Origin of the sequence: Streptomyces sp. NBC_00162, assembly GCF_024611995.1 — a bacterium.
In the GTDB taxonomy this organism is placed as follows: Bacteria; Actinomycetota; Actinomycetes; order Streptomycetales; family Streptomycetaceae; genus Streptomyces.
This window is the reverse complement of sequence record NZ_CP102509.1, coordinates 6,472,105-6,489,706: the sequence shown is the minus strand read 5'-3', so window position 1 is coordinate 6,489,706 and position 17,602 is coordinate 6,472,105. Positions and strand designations below refer to the sequence as shown.

The 17,602-nt window shown below is 66.8% G+C and carries 14 protein-coding genes and 3 rRNA genes; 6 read left to right on the top strand and 11 right to left on the bottom strand.

The features are described from left to right. Nucleotides 1-471 precede the first annotated feature (471 nt). From rrf to JIW86_RS30075, 4 genes are all read right to left on the bottom strand, one after another. Nucleotides 472-588 (bottom strand): 5S ribosomal RNA (rrf, locus tag JIW86_RS30090). 106 nt (nt 589-694) lie between these two features. Next, nucleotides 695-3,817: ribosomal RNA gene (locus tag JIW86_RS30085) — 23S ribosomal RNA — on the bottom strand. Nucleotides 3,818-4,100: 283 nt separating this feature from the next. Continuing rightward, a 16S ribosomal RNA gene (locus JIW86_RS30080) occupies nt 4,101-5,625 on the bottom strand. Together the 16S, 23S and 5S rRNA genes form the textbook arrangement of a ribosomal RNA operon. A 555-nt stretch (nt 5,626-6,180) precedes the next feature. Continuing rightward, on the bottom strand, nt 6,181-6,822 hold the full coding sequence (locus tag JIW86_RS30075) for a DNA-3-methyladenine glycosylase (RefSeq protein WP_257556925.1): 642 nt from the start codon (nt 6,820-6,822) through the stop codon (nt 6,181-6,183). 97 nt (nt 6,823-6,919) lie between these two features. Between JIW86_RS30075 and JIW86_RS30070 the strand changes: the two genes are divergently transcribed. The 3 genes from JIW86_RS30070 (at nt 6,920) to JIW86_RS30060 (ending at nt 8,952) form a co-directional block, all read left to right on the top strand. Then, nucleotides 6,920-7,702 (top strand): sporulation protein, encoded by a 783-nt coding sequence (locus JIW86_RS30070; protein ID WP_215143641.1) that lies wholly within the window; start codon nt 6,920-6,922, stop codon nt 7,700-7,702. Nucleotides 7,703-7,741: 39 nt separating this feature from the next. Beyond that, a complete protein-coding gene (locus tag JIW86_RS30065) occupies nt 7,742-8,275 on the top strand; it encodes a YbhB/YbcL family Raf kinase inhibitor-like protein (protein WP_215143639.1) in 534 nt (177 codons plus the stop codon). Between the two features lie 149 nt (nt 8,276-8,424). Further along, nucleotides 8,425-8,952, top strand: a complete 528-nt coding sequence (locus JIW86_RS30060) for an HNH endonuclease (RefSeq protein WP_257556923.1) — start codon at nt 8,425-8,427, stop codon at nt 8,950-8,952. Between the two features lie 36 nt (nt 8,953-8,988). Here JIW86_RS30060 and JIW86_RS30055 read toward each other — a convergent pair whose 3' ends face one another. From JIW86_RS30055 to JIW86_RS30040, 4 genes are all read right to left on the bottom strand, one after another. Continuing rightward, entirely contained in the window at nt 8,989-9,759 is a 771-nt protein-coding gene (locus tag JIW86_RS30055) for a sulfite exporter TauE/SafE family protein (RefSeq protein WP_257556922.1), read from the bottom strand. Nucleotides 9,760-9,848: 89 nt separating this feature from the next. Further along, a complete protein-coding gene (locus tag JIW86_RS30050) occupies nt 9,849-10,835 on the bottom strand; it encodes an SPFH domain-containing protein (RefSeq protein WP_215143632.1) in 987 nt (328 codons plus the stop codon). 84 nt (nt 10,836-10,919) lie between these two features. Next, nucleotides 10,920-11,351 carry an NfeD family protein gene (locus tag JIW86_RS30045; RefSeq protein WP_215143630.1) on the bottom strand — a complete coding sequence of 144 codons (432 nt, stop codon included), beginning with the start codon at nt 11,349-11,351 and terminating at the stop codon, nt 10,920-10,922. Between the two features lie 53 nt (nt 11,352-11,404). Further along, the gene (locus tag JIW86_RS30040; RefSeq protein ID WP_257556921.1) at nt 11,405-12,199 is read right to left on the bottom strand and encodes an ABC transporter ATP-binding protein; all 795 of its coding nucleotides are present in this window, start codon (nt 12,197-12,199) and stop codon (nt 11,405-11,407) included. Nucleotides 12,200-12,333: 134 nt separating this feature from the next. On the opposite strand from JIW86_RS30040, the gene JIW86_RS30035 reads away from it, so the two are divergent. Continuing rightward, entirely contained in the window at nt 12,334-13,119 is a 786-nt protein-coding gene (locus tag JIW86_RS30035; protein WP_215143626.1) for a hypothetical protein, read from the top strand. A gap of 89 nt (nt 13,120-13,208) precedes the next feature. On the opposite strand, the gene JIW86_RS30030 is transcribed toward JIW86_RS30035, so the two are convergent. From JIW86_RS30030 to JIW86_RS30020, 3 genes are all read right to left on the bottom strand, one after another. Further along, entirely contained in the window at nt 13,209-13,454 is a 246-nt protein-coding gene (locus JIW86_RS30030; protein WP_215143645.1) for a chaplin, read from the bottom strand. Nucleotides 13,455-13,613: 159 nt separating this feature from the next. Then, complete coding sequence (locus JIW86_RS30025) at nt 13,614-14,270, bottom strand: response regulator (RefSeq protein WP_257556920.1); 657 nt, start codon at nt 14,268-14,270, stop codon at nt 13,614-13,616. Then, the gene (locus JIW86_RS30020; RefSeq protein ID WP_257556919.1) at nt 14,263-15,408 is read right to left on the bottom strand and encodes a GAF domain-containing sensor histidine kinase; all 1,146 of its coding nucleotides are present in this window, start codon (nt 15,406-15,408) and stop codon (nt 14,263-14,265) included. The genes JIW86_RS30025 and JIW86_RS30020 overlap by 8 nt, the downstream gene beginning before the upstream one ends. 156 nt (nt 15,409-15,564) lie before the next feature. Between JIW86_RS30020 and JIW86_RS30015 the strand changes: the two genes are divergently transcribed. Then, a complete protein-coding gene (locus tag JIW86_RS30015) occupies nt 15,565-16,308 on the top strand; it encodes an SDR family NAD(P)-dependent oxidoreductase (protein ID WP_257556918.1) in 744 nt (247 codons plus the stop codon). Beyond that, nucleotides 16,305-17,396, top strand: a complete 1,092-nt coding sequence (locus JIW86_RS30010; RefSeq protein ID WP_416237618.1) for an S-adenosylmethionine:tRNA ribosyltransferase-isomerase — start codon at nt 16,305-16,307, stop codon at nt 17,394-17,396. Before JIW86_RS30015 ends, JIW86_RS30010 begins: the two co-directional genes overlap by 4 nt. Nucleotides 17,397-17,602: the final 206 nt, after the last annotated feature.

The following is a 17,602-nucleotide window of genomic DNA, read 5'->3' as shown; positions in this document are numbered from 1 at the left end:
GAAGGACGGACGGTCGCCGCCACGGTCGTCACGGCCGCCGCGGAACCCACCGCGGTCGTCATCACGACGGGGGTACGACGGGCGATCGCCGCCACGGTCGTCACGGCGGAAGCCGCCACCGCCGCCGCCGGAGGGACGACCGCCACGGTCATCGCGACGGAAGCCGCCACCGGCACCGGCACCGCCGGCCGGGCGACCACCACGGTCGTCACGACGGAACGGGGGACGGTCGCCGCCACGGTCGTCACGGCCCCCGCGGTAGCCGCCCCTGTCACCGCCGTCGTTGCGCCGAGGCTCGCGCTCCGGACGATCGTCGGGAGAGTTGGACATGGGTGTGACTCCTGTCTTCGGGGTACCGCTAGTCATTCTCGCGCAACCAACCCATGGCCGCGCTTCGGCGTAAAGAGGTGAAAAACAAAAAGGACCCTTGGTCCAGCGTTGAACGCTGGACCAAGGGTCCTTTGAAAGATTGTTCGGCGGCGTCCTACTCTCCCACAGGGTCCCCCCTGCAGTACCATCGGCGCTGAAAGGCTTAGCTTCCGGGTTCGGAATGTAACCGGGCGTTTCCCTAACGCTATGACCACCGAAACCCTATCGGTTTCGAGCGAACAAGCACACTTTGTAGTTATGTTCTAGCTCTAGAAACCAGCAACTGTTCGTTGCTTCAGAACTAACACAGTGGACGCGAGCAACTGAGGACAAGCCCTCGGCCTATTAGTACCAGTCAGCTTCACCCGTTACCGGGCTTCCACATCTGGCCTATCAACCCAGTCGTCTACTGGGAGCCTTACCCTCTCAAGGAGGTGGGAATACTCATCTTGAAGCAGGCTTCCCGCTTAGATGCTTTCAGCGGTTATCCCTCCCGAACGTAGCCAACCAGCCATGCCCTTGGCAGGACAACTGGCACACCAGAGGTTCGTCCGTCCCGGTCCTCTCGTACTAGGGACAGCCCTTCTCAATATTCCTACGCGCACAGCGGATAGGGACCGAACTGTCTCACGACGTTCTAAACCCAGCTCGCGTACCGCTTTAATGGGCGAACAGCCCAACCCTTGGGACCGACTCCAGCCCCAGGATGCGACGAGCCGACATCGAGGTGCCAAACCATCCCGTCGATATGGACTCTTGGGGAAGATCAGCCTGTTATCCCCGGGGTACCTTTTATCCGTTGAGCGACGGCGCTTCCACAAGCCACCGCCGGATCACTAGTCCCGACTTTCGTCCCTGCTCGACCCGTCGGTCTCACAGTCAAGCTCCCTTGTGCACTTACACTCAACACCTGATTGCCAACCAGGCTGAGGGAACCTTTGGGCGCCTCCGTTACCCTTTGGGAGGCAACCGCCCCAGTTAAACTACCCATCAGACACTGTCCCTGATCCGGATCACGGACCGAGGTTAGACATCCAGCACGACCAGAGTGGTATTTCAACGGCGACTCCACCCCAACTGGCGTTGGGGTTTCAAAGTCTCCCACCTATCCTACACAAGCCGAACCGAACACCAATATCAAACTATAGTAAAGGTCCCGGGGTCTTTCCGTCCTGCTGCGCGAAACGAGCATCTTTACTCGTAGTGCAATTTCACCGGGCCTATGGTTGAGACAGTCGAGAAGTCGTTACGCCATTCGTGCAGGTCGGAACTTACCCGACAAGGAATTTCGCTACCTTAGGATGGTTATAGTTACCACCGCCGTTTACTGGCGCTTAAGTTCTCAGCTTCGCACGCCCGAAAGCGCACTAACCGGTCCCCTTAACGTTCCAGCACCGGGCAGGCGTCAGTCCGTATACATCGCCTTACGGCTTCGCACGGACCTGTGTTTTTAGTAAACAGTCGCTTCTCGCTGGTCTCTGCGGCCACCCCCAGCTCAGGAAGCAAGTTCCCTCACCAGTGATGGCCCCCCTTCTCCCGAAGTTACGGGGGCATTTTGCCGAGTTCCTTAACCATAGTTCACCCGAACGCCTCGGTATTCTCTACCTGACCACCTGAGTCGGTTTAGGGTACGGGCCGCCATGAAACTCGCTAGAGGCTTTTCTCGACAGCATAGGATCATCCACTTCACCACAATCGGCTCGGCATCAGGTCTCAGCCTTAATGAGGGACGGATTTGCCTACCCCTCGGCCTACACCCTTACCCCGGGACTACCACCGCCCGGGCTGGACTACCTTCCTGCGTCACCCCATCGCTTACCTACTACAAGTCTGGTTCGTCGGCTCCACCACTTTCCTTTCCCCGAAGGGTCCGGAACGGCTTCACGGACTTAGCATCGCCTGATTCGATATTGGGCGTTTCAAAGCGGGTACCGGAATATCAACCGGTTGTCCATCGACTACGCCTGTCGGCCTCGCCTTAGGTCCCGACTTACCCTGGGCAGATCAGCTTGACCCAGGAACCCTTAGTCAATCGGCGCACACGTTTCTCACGTGTGTATCGCTACTCATGCCTGCATTCTCACTCGTGAACCGTCCACAACTAGCTTCCGCTGCTGCTTCACCCGGCACACGACGCTCCCCTACCCATCACAGCGGGCGTTGGCCCTATTGCTGCAATGACACGACTTCGGCGGTACGCTTGAGCCCCGCTACATTGTCGGCGCGGAATCACTTGACCAGTGAGCTATTACGCACTCTTTCAAGGGTGGCTGCTTCTAAGCCAACCTCCTGGTTGTCTCTGCGACTCCACATCCTTTCCCACTTAGCGTACGCTTAGGGGCCTTAGTCGATGCTCTGGGCTGTTTCCCTCTCGACCATGGAGCTTATCCCCCACAGTCTCACTGCCGTGCTCTCACTTACCGGCATTCGGAGTTTGGCTAAGGTCAGTAACCCGGTAGGGCCCATCGCCTATCCAGTGCTCTACCTCCGGCAAGAAACACACGACGCTGCACCTAAATGCATTTCGGGGAGAACCAGCTATCACGGAGTTTGATTGGCCTTTCACCCCTAACCACAGGTCATCCCCCAGGTTTTCAACCCTGGTGGGTTCGGTCCTCCACGAAGTCTTACCTCCGCTTCAACCTGCCCATGGCTAGATCACTCCGCTTCGGGTCTAGAGCGTGCAACTCAATCGCCCTATTCGGACTCGCTTTCGCTACGGCTTCCCCACACGGGTTAACCTCGCTACACACCGCTAACTCGCAGGCTCATTCTTCAAAAGGCACGCAGTCACGACCGTTGTTCCGAAGAACAACGGCGACGCTCCCACGGCTTGTAGGCACACGGTTTCAGGTACTATTTCACTCCGCTCCCGCGGTACTTTTCACCATTCCCTCACGGTACTATCCGCTATCGGTCACCAGGGAATATTTAGGCTTAGCGGGTGGTCCCGCCAGATTCACACGGGATTTCTCGGGCCCCGTGCTACTTGGGAGATTCTTAAGCAAGCCGCTGATGTTTCGTCTACGGGGGTCTTACCCTCTACGCCGGACCTTTCGCATGTCCTTCGACTACATCAACGGTTTCTGACTCGCCGACCGGCCGGCAGACCGATCAAAAGAATTCCCACAACCCCGCATGCGCAACCCCTGCCGGGTATCACACGCATACGGTTTGGCCTCATCCGGTTTCGCTCGCCACTACTCCCGGAATCACGGTTGTTTTCTCTTCCTGCGGGTACTGAGATGTTTCACTTCCCCGCGTTCCCTCCACATGCCCTATGTGTTCAGGCATGGGTGACAGCCCATGACGACTGCCGGGTTTCCCCATTCGGACACCCCCGGATCAAAGCTCAGTTGGCAGCTCCCCGGGGCCTATCGCGGCCTCTCACGTCCTTCATCGGTTCCTGGTGCCAAGGCATCCACCGTGCGCCCTTAAAAACTTGGCCACAGATGCTCGCGTCCACTGTGTAGTTCTCAAACAACGACCAGCCACCCATCACCCCACCAGACAAGCTAGTGAGTTCACTGGGGCCGGCACTGAAGACATGACCTCACGGCCGTACCTTCAGGACCCAACAACGTGCCAGACACGATCCCGTCCACTGTCACTGTTTTCCACGCCGAAGCAGTACTCACAGGAAGTTTCAGAAACCGTGCCAAATAATCAACGTTCCACCCATGAGCTGACCGTGCAGAACATTTGTCTGCAATCGGTACTGTGCTCCTTAGAAAGGAGGTGATCCAGCCGCACCTTCCGGTACGGCTACCTTGTTACGACTTCGTCCCAATCGCCAGTCCCACCTTCGACAGCTCCCTCCCTTACGGGTTGGGCCACCGGCTTCGGGTGTTACCGACTTTCGTGACGTGACGGGCGGTGTGTACAAGGCCCGGGAACGTATTCACCGCAGCAATGCTGATCTGCGATTACTAGCGACTCCGACTTCATGGGGTCGAGTTGCAGACCCCAATCCGAACTGAGACCGGCTTTTTGAGATTCGCTCCACCTCACGGTATCGCAGCTCATTGTACCGGCCATTGTAGCACGTGTGCAGCCCAAGACATAAGGGGCATGATGACTTGACGTCGTCCCCACCTTCCTCCGAGTTGACCCCGGCGGTCTCCTGTGAGTCCCCATCACCCCGAAGGGCATGCTGGCAACACAGGACAAGGGTTGCGCTCGTTGCGGGACTTAACCCAACATCTCACGACACGAGCTGACGACAGCCATGCACCACCTGTATACCGACCACAAGGGGGGCACTATCTCTAATGCTTTCCGGTATATGTCAAGCCTTGGTAAGGTTCTTCGCGTTGCGTCGAATTAAGCCACATGCTCCGCCGCTTGTGCGGGCCCCCGTCAATTCCTTTGAGTTTTAGCCTTGCGGCCGTACTCCCCAGGCGGGGAACTTAATGCGTTAGCTGCGGCACCGACGACGTGGAATGTCGCCAACACCTAGTTCCCAACGTTTACGGCGTGGACTACCAGGGTATCTAATCCTGTTCGCTCCCCACGCTTTCGCTCCTCAGCGTCAGTAATGGCCCAGAGATCCGCCTTCGCCACCGGTGTTCCTCCTGATATCTGCGCATTTCACCGCTACACCAGGAATTCCGATCTCCCCTACCACACTCTAGCTAGCCCGTATCGAATGCAGACCCGAGGTTAAGCCTCGGGCTTTCACATCCGACGTGACAAGCCGCCTACGAGCTCTTTACGCCCAATAATTCCGGACAACGCTTGCGCCCTACGTATTACCGCGGCTGCTGGCACGTAGTTAGCCGGCGCTTCTTCTGCAGGTACCGTCACTTTCGCTTCTTCCCTGCTGAAAGAGGTTTACAACCCGAAGGCCGTCATCCCTCACGCGGCGTCGCTGCATCAGGCTTTCGCCCATTGTGCAATATTCCCCACTGCTGCCTCCCGTAGGAGTCTGGGCCGTGTCTCAGTCCCAGTGTGGCCGGTCGCCCTCTCAGGCCGGCTACCCGTCGTCGCCTTGGTGGGCCATTACCCCACCAACAAGCTGATAGGCCGCGGGCTCATCCTTCACCGCCGGAGCTTTCAACCCCTGCCCATGCAGGCAGGAGTGGTATCCGGTATTAGACCCCGTTTCCAGGGCTTGTCCCAGAGTGAAGGGCAGATTGCCCACGTGTTACTCACCCGTTCGCCACTAATCCACCCCGAAGGGCTTCATCGTTCGACTTGCATGTGTTAAGCACGCCGCCAGCGTTCGTCCTGAGCCAGGATCAAACTCTCCATGAATGTTTACCCGTAATCGGGTGCACACATCACGTAGAGCGGGCCAGTCATGGTCGGAATAAGACCGACTGACCACTGCGTCCTCGCTGTGTAATTGCCTGCAAGCACCCCGAAACGGAGCCTCACAGGTCTTTTTCAAAGGAACCTCATCCACCGAAGTGGACGGGGTATCAACTTTTGGCGTTGATTTTTGGCACGCTGTTGAGTTCTCAAGGAACGGACGCTTCCTTTGTACTCACCCTCTCGGGCTTTCCTCCGGGCTTTCGTTCTGTGTTTCCAACTCTACCAGATCATTTCCGCGCCCTGCTTCTCGAAAGTCGCAGTCGGTTTGGATTTGAATTCGGTGACCGTTGGAGGGTCTGTGCCTTTCGGCGCTCCGCTACGTTAGCGCTTATCCCTTGCCATTCATAATCGAGCGGCCGGCAGAGAAATTCGGGCATGCCGAATAGGACCCCGCCAGGGGTAAGTCGTAGGTAGTGGGTTGGCCGCCGGAGGTCTGCCGATGGCAGTGCCCCGTTCAAGCGGCTCGGGCTACGTTAGGCGTCCGGCAGAGCCGAGTCAAGTTGAGCGGCGGCGTGGCGCGTGGGCTCGGTACGGGCTCACCGTCGGGTCGTGGGTGATCCAGAAACGGTACGGATGGGCTGCGCCGGCGCCGCTTACTCCGGTGCGCGGGCCGCTGCTCACCAGGTCCGGCGAGGTGGGGATGCCCGCGAGGAGGGACAGAGGGGAATCGGGGCCGCCGCAGAGGTCGGTGCCGTCGAGGGAGCGGTCCACGTCCAGGGCGGTGGCAAGCCGGGCCGGGCCTTTGGCGAGTTCCCTTGGGTATCTGGCGGAAACTCGGCGTTTGGCTGCCAGGTCGGCGCCCACAGTGATCTCACCCGCGCGCAGCAGTACGCCGCTCGCGTGGCCGGGCGGACCGCACACCAGGTTGAGGCTGAACCACATGCCGTAGATGAAATAGACGTACGCGTGTCCGGGCGGACCGAACATGGATGCGTTGCGTGCCGTGCGGCCGCGGTACGCGTGGGAGCCCGGGTCGGACTCGCCCTCGTACGCCTCCACCTCCGTGATGCGCAGTTCGATGGGGCCGTCCGGAGTACGGCGGACCAGGGTGCGGCCGAGGAGGTCCGGGGCCACGGTGAGGACCGGGCGGTCGAAGAAGGGCCGGGGCAGGGGCGTACGGTCGGGGCGCGCGCTCATCCGGTCGAGCGTAGTGGAACGCGTATCCCTGCAACCGGGGCCTAAGGTTCCGCGTTGGTAAGGGGTAGTCGCACAAGCCTTCAAGGGGAGTCAGAGCATGGGGTTCAAGAAGCTGTTCGCGAGCCTGGGTGCCGGTGGTGCCTCGGTGGACACGGTCATCACCGAGCCGAACGTCGTACCGGGCGGGATCGTCCAGGGCGAGGTCCGGATCCAGGGCGGGTCCGTGGAGCAGCAGATCGAGGGGCTGTCCGTCGGGCTGCAGGCGCGGGTCGAGGTCGAGGGTGGTGACCAGGAGTACAAGCAGGACGTCGTCTTCACCAAGCAGCGCCTCGGCGGTGCGTTCCAGGTGCAGGCCGGCGCGGTGCACGTGGTGCCCTTCGGGCTGGAGATCCCCTGGGAGACGCCGATCACCCACTTCGGGGGTCAGCACCTGCACGGGATGAACATCGGGGTGAGCACCGAGCTGGAGATCGCGCGTGCGGTCGACGCGGGCGACCTCGACCCGATCAACGTGCACCCGGTGCCGGCGCAGCAGGCGATCCTCGACGCGTTCCGGCAGCTGGGCTTCTCCTTCCGCAGCGCGGACATGGAGCGCGGGCACATCCGCGGGACGCGGCAGACGCTGCCCTTCTACCAGGAGATCGAGTTCCTGCCGCCGTCGCAGTATCGGGGGCTGAACCAGGTCGAGCTCACCTTCGTCTCGGACGGCCGGGAGATGGACGTCGTCCTGGAGATGGACAAGAAGCCGGGGCTGTTCAGCGAGGGCAGTGACACCTACCGCTGCTTCCAGGTGGGCCTGCAGTCGTACCAGCAGACCGACTGGGCGGCGTACCTGAACCAGTGGATCGCCTCCGTGGGTTCCCAGCGCAACTGGCTCTGACGTGGACGACGGCTTCGTGATCCGACTGGAGGTTCTGTAGTGACCGAGCAGGGCAAGGCACCTCTTCCGCACGACTTCCATCCCGAGGTGCACACCTTCACCGTGACCAGTGCGGACCTCGCACCGGGTGCCGATCTGGGTGAGGCTCAGGTGCTCTCGGGCGGGAACGTCTCGCCGCAGCTGCGGTGGGAGGGGTTCCCGGAGGGGACGAAGAGCTTCGCCGTGACGTGCTTCGACCCGGACGCGCCCACGGGCAGCGGGTTCTGGCACTGGGTGCTCTTCGATCTGCCGGTCTCGGTCACCGAGCTGCCGGCCGGGGCGGGCAGCGGGAAGTTCGAGGGGCTGCCGGCCGGGGCCGTGCACGTGCGGAACGACTACGGGACCAAGGACTTCGGCGGGGCGGCGCCGCCGGCCGGGGAGCGGCACCGGTACGTCTTCACCGTGTACGCGGTGGATCAGGAGAAGCTCGGTCCCGCGGACGACGTGTCTCCGGCCGTGGTCGGGTTCAATCTGCGCTTCCACGCGCTCGGGCGCGCCCAGCTGATCGGTGAGTACGAGGCACCTGCCCGCTGATCGTTCCCCGAGCGTTTGCCCGGTCCTGGTCTAAAGACGGCCAGGACCGGGCATTTTTATTGCGTTGTCCCGCGTGGCGCGCGCGGCCAGAGTGGTCGCGGGCCCTGCCACAAAGGTGGTCGCGGGCCTGCACACGGGAGGTGGGCGAGATGCGGGACACGCTGGTGCTGAATGCGAGCTTCGAGCCGCTGTCGACGGTGACCCTGAACCGGGCGGTGGTTCTGGTGCTCCAGGACAAGGCCGTGGTCGAACAGTCGCATCCCGAGCTGCGCGTGCGCGCTGCCACGATGGAGCTTCCGTTGCCCCGTGTGATCAGACTCTGCAGGTACGTGCGGGTGCCCTTCCGAAGACATGCTCCCTGGTCGCGGAGGGGGGTGTTGGTCCGGGACCAACACCGGTGCGCGTACTGCGGGAAGCGCGCGACGACCGTGGACCACGTGCTGCCGCGGGCGCAGGGGGGTGGGGACACCTGGCTGAACACGGTGGCCTCGTGCGCCGAGGACAACCACCGCAAGGCGGCCCGGACTCCGGAGGAGGCGGGGATGCCGCTCCTCCGGAAGCCCTTCGTGCCGTCTCCGGCGGACGCCATGCTGCTGGCTCTGGGGGTGGCTGGGCGGGAGGCCCTGCCGGAGTGGCTGGAGCGTTCCGCCTCCTCGTATGCCCCGTCTGCCGCGTGATCGGGCCCGCTGGGCGACGTAACTCTGCTACGTCGCTCAGTGGACCAGCAGCTGGACGATGGCGATGATGCCGACCGTGACGATGACTCCGCGCAGGACGGTCGGCGAGAGGCGGCGGCCGACCTTGGCGCCGATCTGCCCGCCGATGGTGGAGCCGACGGCGATGAGGAGGACGGCCGTCCAGTCGAAGGTGGCGACGAAGAGGAAGAGGACGGCGGCGATGCCGTTCACCAAGGCCGCGATGACGTTCTTCACGGCGTTGATCCGTTGCAGGTCCTCGCGGAGCAGCAGGCCCATCAGGCCGACGTAGAGCACGCCCTGGGCGGCCCCGAAGTAGCCTCCGTACACGCTGGCGAGCAGCATGCCGGAGAGCAGGGCGGGGCCGCCGTCGGGGTGGCCGGTGTCTCCTCCCGCGGCGTCCTGGCGCCGGCGCAGGGCGGCGGCGAGCCGGGGCTGGAGGACGACGAGTACGAGGGCCAGTCCGATGAGGACGGGCACGATCGTGTCGAAGGAGTCGGACGGCAGGGTGAGGAGCAGGACGGCGCCCGCGAGTCCGCCGACGAGGGACACGGAGCCGAGCCGGATGATGCGGGCGCGCTGGCCCTGGAGCTCCTTGCGGTAGCCGATGGCTCCGCTGATCGAACCGGGCACCAGGCCAAGGGTGTTGGACACGTTGGCGGTGATCGGCGGCAGGCCGGTGGCGAGCAGCACCGGGAAGGTGATCAGGGTGCCGGAGCCGACGATGGTGTTGATCGTGCCCGCGCCGATGCCGGCGGCGAAGACCGCGAGTGATTCCCAGATGGACATGGACTGTGCCATCCCCTTTGCATGAGTGAGTCGCCTCCCCGCCATGAAGGTCGAGGGGCCTCACCGATCATGCAGCAGGGGCGGCGGGTTCAGTCGATGGGGGGCTGCTCGCGGCGGTCCGCGGCGTCCTTGTCCCGTGCGGCGGGGATGCCGCCGCCGTCCTTGCCGGAGCTCTGCGGGTTGAAGCCGGAACCGCCGCCCATCGGGCCGAAGTTGCCCATGGCTCCCGAGAGGCCCTTGAGCGCGTCTCCGATCTCGCTGGGCACGATCCAGAGCTTGTTGGCGTCGCCTTCGGCGATCTTCGGGAGCATCTGGAGGTACTGGTAGGCGAGGAGCTTCTGGTCGGCGTCGCCGGCGTGGATGGACTCGAACACCGTACGGATGGCCTGGGCCTCGCCCTCGGCGCGCAGTGCGGCGGCCTTGGCGTCACCCTCGGCGCGGAGGATCGAGGACTGCTTCTCACCCTCGGCGCGCAGGATCTCGGACTGCCGGACACCTTCGGCCTGGAGGATGGCGGCGCGCTTGTCGCGGTCGGCGCGCATCTGCTTCTCCATCGAGTCCTGGATGGAGGTCGGCGGCTCGATGGCCTTGAGCTCGACGCGGTTGACGCGGATGCCCCACTTGCCGGTGGCCTCGTCGAGGACCCCGCGCAGGGCGGCGTTGATCTCTTCGCGGGAAGTGAGGGTCCGCTCCAGGTCCATGCCGCCGATGATGTTGCGCAGCGTGGTCACGGTGAGCTGCTCGATGGCCTGGATGTAGCTGGCCACTTCGTACGTCGCGGCGCGGGCGTCGGTCACCTGGTAGTAGATGACGGTGTCGATGTTGACGACCAGGTTGTCCTGGGTGATCACCGGCTGCGGCGGGAAGGGGACGACCTGTTCGCGGAGGTCGATCCGGTTGCGGATCGAGTCGATGAACGGGACGACGATGTTGAGGCCCGCGTTGAGGGTGCGGGTGTAGCGGCCGAACCGCTCGACGATGGCGGCGCTGGCCTGCGGGATCACCTGGATCGTCTTGACCAGTGCGATGAAGACCAGAACCACCAGAATGATCAGGACGATGATGATCGGTTGCATGCGGTTCCCCGTGCCCTTCCGGCTGTCTGTGCTGCCCCGTTGAACGGAGTCTCGCAGACCCGGGGCCCGCGAGCAGGCTGCTTGTCACATGACGACGGCGGTCGCCCCGTCGATCTCCACGACGTCGACCGACTGGCCGGGTTCGAAGCTGCTGTCCGCGTCGAGGGTGCGCGCGGACCAGATCTCGCCGGCGAGCTTGATGCGGCCGCCACCGCCGCCGTCGACGCGTTCGAGGACGACGGCGCTGCGGCCCTTCAACGCATCGATTCCGCTGCGGTGTTGGGGCCGCTGGTCGCGGTGCCGGTTGGCGATCGGCCGTACGACGGCGATGAGCGCGACCGACACGATCACGAAGACCAGGACTTGGGCCACCACTCCCCCGCCGACGGCCGCCGTGACGGCTGCCGCCACCGCCCCGGCGGCGAACATTCCGAACTCCGGCATCGCGGTCAGGACGAGGGGAATGCCCAGTCCGACCGCGCCGATGAGCCACCACACCCATGCGTCGATGTCCACATGGTCATGGTAGGTCGGGTGGGCGCGGTCGGGACAGGGTGCGGGGGCTCGTACTAGCCGAGGGGAAGGCCCTGGGCGGTCCAGCGGTCGTTCCCGTTGCGCTCGACGACCAGCGGGAGGCCGAAGCAGAGCGAGAGGTTGCGGGAGGTCAGTTCGAGGTCGATCGGGCCCGCGGTGACGACCTTGCCCTGACGGATCATCAGGACGTGGGTGAAGCCGGGGGCGATCTCCTCGACGTGGTGCGTGACCATGACCATGGAGGGCGCGAGCGGGTCGCGGGCGAGCCGGCCGAGGCGGCGTACGAGGTCCTCGCGGCCGCCGAGGTCCAGGCCGGCGGCGGGCTCGTCGAGGAGCAGCAGCTCGGGGTCGGTCATCAGGGCACGGGCGATCAGCGTGCGCTTGCGCTCGCCCTCGGAGAGGGTGCCGAACTTGCGGTCGAGGTACTCCGTCATGCCGAGGCGGTCGAGGAAGGCGCGGGCGCGCTGCTCGTCGATCTCCTCGTACTCCTCCTGCCAGGTCGCCGTCATGCCGTAGGCGGCGGTGAGGACGGTCTGCAGGACGGTCTGCCGCTTGGGCAGCTTGTCGGCCATGGCGATGCCCGCGACGCCGATGCGGGGGCGCAGCTCGAAGACGTCCACCTTGCCGAGGGTGCTGCCGAGGATGGAGGCGGTGCCCTTGGTGGGGAAGAGGTAGCTGGAGGCGAGGTTCAGCAGCGTGGTCTTGCCGGCGCCGTTGGGGCCGAGGATCACCCAGCGCTCCCCCTCCTTCACCGACCAGGAGACCTGGTCCACCAGAGCCCGGCCCTCGCGGACCACGGATACGTCCACCAGTTCCAGAACATCGCTCATGAGCGCGTTGTCTCCCCTTGCAGTGTCGGTTCGTCTGTGCGCCTGTAGACGCAGCCCCAGGGGAAAACCTACGCCACTCGGGAAGTGGTCCGGGGCCGGGGCCGGGCCGGGAAGGGGGTCCGTAGAGTTGGGGGATGCTTTTCGAACCACGTTCAGGGCGGCTGGCCGCCTGGGGGAACGCTTTGCTGGCCGGTCTGGTTTCGCCCGACGAGGCCGTGTTGTCGATCGTGGGCGAGGACGCCGTGCACCGGGTGGCGGGGCTGCCGGGGGAATCGGGTCCGGTCGGGCTCACACTGGCGCTGGGGCGGATGCGGGCGCTGGGGGTGACCGGGCTGCGGGTCGCGCTGCCGGCGCCGGGGCATCCGCTGGGGCTGAGCGGTCCGGCGGAGTTCAACGCGCGGGCGCTGGACGCGGAGGAGGCGGTGGTGTGCGCCGGGGCCGCGCTGGGCCTGGTGCCCGAGGTGTACGAGGCCGGGCCCGAGGGTGATGTGCACGTCTCGGTGACCTGGCACTGCCTGCCGGTACGGGAGGCACCGCCGGCGGACGTGCCCTCGCTGGGCGAGGCGGAGCGGGAGCTGGCGGAGGCGCTGCGCGAGGCGACCGTGACGCTGACCCGGCTGGACGTGGCGGGGTCCGGGCCGGTGGCGGAGGCCGCGTTGTCGGCGTACCGGGCGCGGGCGGAGGCCGGGCGTGACGTGCTGGCGCCGGGATACCCGCCGAGGGCGGTGCGGGTGCTGGCGCTGGCGCAGCGGGTGGACCTGATGGTGTCGCTGGCGTACGAGAAGGGGCACGGGGGCGCAGTGGCCGCCTCGGAGATCGCGGCGCGTGCCGAGGCCCTGCGGCCGGTGGAGCGGGTGGCCCGGCGGGCCCTCGTCGCGGCGTACAACGCGGCGGTGGAGCAGCGCGAGCGGGACCTCTAGGCCCGGACGGGGCCTGGCCAGGAAACGGCCGCGGCCCCGCTTCCCGGGGAGAGGTGGGGGGAAGCGGGGCCGCGTCAGGGAACGGCGCGTCAGGCGTTCACACCGGTGTTGCCAAAGGCGCCGTTGAGCAGGCCGATCACGCTGACCGAGTTGCCGACCACGTTCACGGGGACGTGGACCGGGACCTGGAGCAGGTTCCCGGAGGCCACGCCGGGCGAGTTCAGGGCCTCGCCCTCCGCCGACGCACCGCCGTGCGCCGAGGAGACACCCGCGCCGGCGGCGACGAGGCCGCCCGCGATCATGGTGACGGCTGCGGCCTTCTTGAAGTTCTTCACGTTCTCGTCCTCCAGTACGTCTGCCGCGACCAGCCGTCGCGGCACGCCATGGAGAACGGTCACGCGGCGATCGGGATACGCCATGTGGGCTACATACACCCGACCGTATGAATCTCAGTCCGGAACGAGACGATCCGATTTACGTCGTCGATCGGTCGGCTAGTCGGCGATTCCGTGCCTGACCGCCCACAATGCGGCCTGGGTCCGGTCCGAGAGGTCCAGCTTCATCAGGATGTTCGAGACGTGCGTCTTGACGGTCTTCTCGGACAGGACGAGCGCGCGGGCGATCTCCCGGTTGGAGCGGCCGTCCGCGATGAGACCGAGGACCTCGCGCTCGCGGTCGGTCAGCGAGCCCGGCCGGCCCGCGGAGGAGCTCTGGTCCTCCTGGGCGAGCAGGACCTCCGCCACCTCCGGCTGGAGGAGTACGTGCCCGGCGTGGACGGAGCGGATGGCTCCGGCCAGGGCGTCGGGGTCGATGTCCTTGTAGACGTATCCCGCCGCGCCCGCCCGCAGGGCGGGGACCACGGTGCGCTGCTCCGTGAAGCTGGTGACGATCAGCACCCGCGCCGGGTTCGCCAGCTCGCGCAGTCTGCGCAGCGCCTCGATGCCGTCGGTGCCCGGCATCTTGATGTCCATGAGGATCACGTCGGGCCGCAGCTCCTCGGCGCGGGCGATGCCCTCCTCGCCGTCGGAGGCCTCGCCGACCACCTCGATGTCCTCCTGGACCTCCAGGAACGTGCGCAGCCCCCGGCGGACCACCTGGTGGTCGTCGACCAGCAGTACGCGGATTCCGCTTCGGCCGGCGCTGTCAGCCACCGGGGACCTCCATCTCGATCGTGGTGCCCTTGCCGGGCTCCGAGTGCACGGTGAGCCGGCCCCCGACGCCGCTCGCCCGGTCGCGCATGGAGACCAGGCCCAGGTGGCGGCCCGCGCGGCGGACGCTCCGGGGGTCGAAGCCCTTGCCGGAGTCGACGACCCTGAGGACCGCTCCTCCGGCGGGGCTCCGGGCCAGTGTCACCTCCACGCGGTCGGCGCCCGAGTGGCGCAGGGCGTTGTGGAGGGCCTCCTGCGCCACCCTCAGGAGCGCTTCCTCCTGGGTCGCGGGCAGTGCGCGTACGCCGTCACAGGTGAAGGTGACGTGCGCGCTGTGGGCGCGGTCGAGTACGCGGACCTGGGTGCGCAGGGTGGCGATCAGGCCGTCCTCGTCCAGCGCGGCCGGGCGCAGCTCGGTCACGGCGGCGCGCAGTTCGTCGGCGGCTTCCGCGGCCAGGGCGGCCACCTGCTGGAGCTCGTCCTTGGCGCGGGCCGGGTCACGGTCCACGAGGGCGGCGGCGGCCTGGGCGGTGAGTCGGAGCGAGAAGAGCTTCTGGCTGACGGCGTCGTGCAGCTCGTGGGCGAGCCGGGAGCGCTCCTCGGCGATCGTGAGCTCGCGGCTGCGCTCGTAGAGCCGGGCGTTGGTGAGCGCGATCGCCGCGTGCTGGGCGAGGAGGGAGAGGAGTTCCTCGTCCTCGTCGGTGAAGCCGTGCCCGCCGCCCGGGGCGCGGCGCTTGTTGGCGAGGAAGAGGCAGCCGAGGGTCTCCTCGCCGTCCCGGACGGGCAGGCCGAGGAAGTCGGACATCTCGGGGTGGGCGGCCGGCCAGCCCTCGAAGCGCGGGTCCTGGCGTACGTCGGCCAGCCGCTCGGGGCCGTCCTGGTGGAGCATCGCGGCGAGGATGCCGTGCTGGCGGGGCAGCGGGCCGATGCGGCGCCACTGTTCGGCGCTGATGCCGTCCACGACGAACTGGGCGAAGCCGCCGTGGTCGTCCGGGACGCCCAGGGCCGCGTACTCGGCGTCCAGGAGCTCGCGGGCCGATACGACGATCGTGCGCAGGACGTCGCGTACCTCGAGGCGGCGGCTCATGGCGAGCAGCGCGGTGCTGACGGCCGCCAGGCCAGTACGGGGTCCGGTCTGCATGCGCTCACCGTACTCGGGCGTGTGACCTGCGGGATCGGGCCGTGGTCGTAGGTCCAACGGACCGGTACGGGTGGGGCCGGCGGCCGAGGCGGCGGCGGGGGCCGGGTTCCTAGGTTGGGGGCATCTGCTGGTCGGGACGGAGCGAGGGGTGCGGTCATGTCGGTGGCGATGGTGACGGGGGCGTCGAGGGGACTGGGGCGGGCGCTGGCCGGGGAGCTGGCGGCCTGCGGCTGGGACCTGGTGCTGAGCGCGCGGGGCTCGGGGGCGCTGAAGGAGGCCGCCGCCGAGCTGGAGCGAGCCGCCGGGGTGCGGGTCAGGGCGGTGGCGGGGGACGTGTCCTCGGGGGAGCACCGGGCGGCGCTGGTGGCGGCCGCGCGGGAGCTGGGCGGGCTGGATCTGCTGGTGAACAACGCGGGGGCGCTCGGGGCGGAGCCGTTGGTGCCGCTGGCGGTGCATCCGCTGGACGGGCTGCGCGAGGCCTTCGAGGTCAATGTGGTGGGGGCGCTGGGGCTGATCCAGGAGGGGCTGCCGCTGCTGCGGGCCTCGGCGGCCGGTGCGGTGCTCAACATCAGCTCGGACGCGGCGGTGGTGGCGTACGCGACGTGGGGGGCGTACGGGGCGACCAAGGCGGCGGGGGATCTGATGTCGGGCGTGCTGGCCGTGGAGGAGCCGGGGCTGCGGGTCTGGTGGGCGGACCCGGGTTCGATGCGGACGCGGATGATGGCGGCGGCCGAGCCCGGGGAGGACCTGGCGGGGCTGCCCGCGCCGGAGGAGGTGGCGCCGGCGCTGCTGCGGCTGGTGGCCGAGGGGCTGCCGAGCGGCCGGTACACGGCGGAGCGACTGACGGAGGGGCCGGTGGCGGGCCCGGAAGCGGGGGCGGGCGCGGGGGCGGGGCGGTGAGCGGGCGCCGGGCGCTACAAGAGAAGGGACTGTATATAACGGACATTCCGCCGGGCCTTCTGGCCCGGGTGCCGGCTGAGCAGCGCGGGCCGGGGCTGGGCCGGGACGCGGTGCGGCTGCTGGTGTCGCGGGGCAGTACGGAGGTGTCGCTGCACGCTTTCCGGGAGCTGCCGGAGCTGCTGCGCGCGGGGGACGTGCTGGTGGTGAACACCTCGGCCACGCTGGCGGCCGCCGTGGACGCCCGGCTGGGCGGCGAGGCGCTGGTGGTGCACTTCTCGACCCGGGGCGATGACGGCCGGTGGTCGGTGGAGCTGCGGACCCCGGCCGGCGGGGGCACGACCCTGCCGCACGCCGGGGGGCCGGCCGGGGCCGTGGTGGAGCTGCCGGGCGGGCATCGCCTCGTACTGGAGGAGCCGCTCGCGGCGGGCGGGGACCGGCTGTGGTGGGCACGGCTATCGACGGAGGACCTGCCCGGTCTGCTCCGGGCCCACGGGCGGCCGATCCGGTACGCGTACACGGAGCGGGACCAGCCGCTGTCGGCCTACCAGACGGTGTTCGCGGTGCCGGGGGCCGACGGGGCGGGGTCGGCGGAGATGCCGAGCGCCGCCCGGCCCTTCACGGCGGAGCTGGTGGCGCGGCTGGTCAGCCGGGGGGTGCAGTTCGCCCCGCTGACCCTGCACACGGGCGTGGCCTCGCAGGAGGCGCACGAGCCGCCGTACCCGGAGCGGTACGAGGTGCCCGCGGCCACGGCGCGGCTCGTGAACGCGGCGCGGGCGACGGGAGAGAGGGTGATCGCGGTGGGGACCACGGCGGTGCGGGCCCTGGAGTCGGCCGCGGACGCGGAGGGCCGGGTGCGCCCGGCCGGCGGCTGGACGGACCTGGTGGTGACGCCGGAGCGCGGGGTGCGGGTGGTGGACGGGCTGCTGACCGGGCTGCACGAGCCCGAGGCGTCCCATCTGCTGATGCTGGAGGCGGTCGCGGGGCGTGCCGCCGTACGGCTCGGGTATGCGGAGGCGGTGGCCCGTCTCTGCCTTTGGCACGAGTTCGGGGACGTCCACCTGCTACTCAAGGAGGAGACCGGTCACTGAATGCATTGCTTGAGCAACGCATGGTGAGGCCGTTACGTGCTCGATGTGAGCCCGGGCATAGGACCCACATCACTTACGAAGCTCCCTAGTGGACACGTAAAGACCCTGTCAGCACGGGCGCACGTAGCGCCGAGGCCTGAATTCGGGCCTCGGCGCCCGGCCCTGATCCACTAAGCAGGATCGTACGTCACACCTTTGCCACAGGA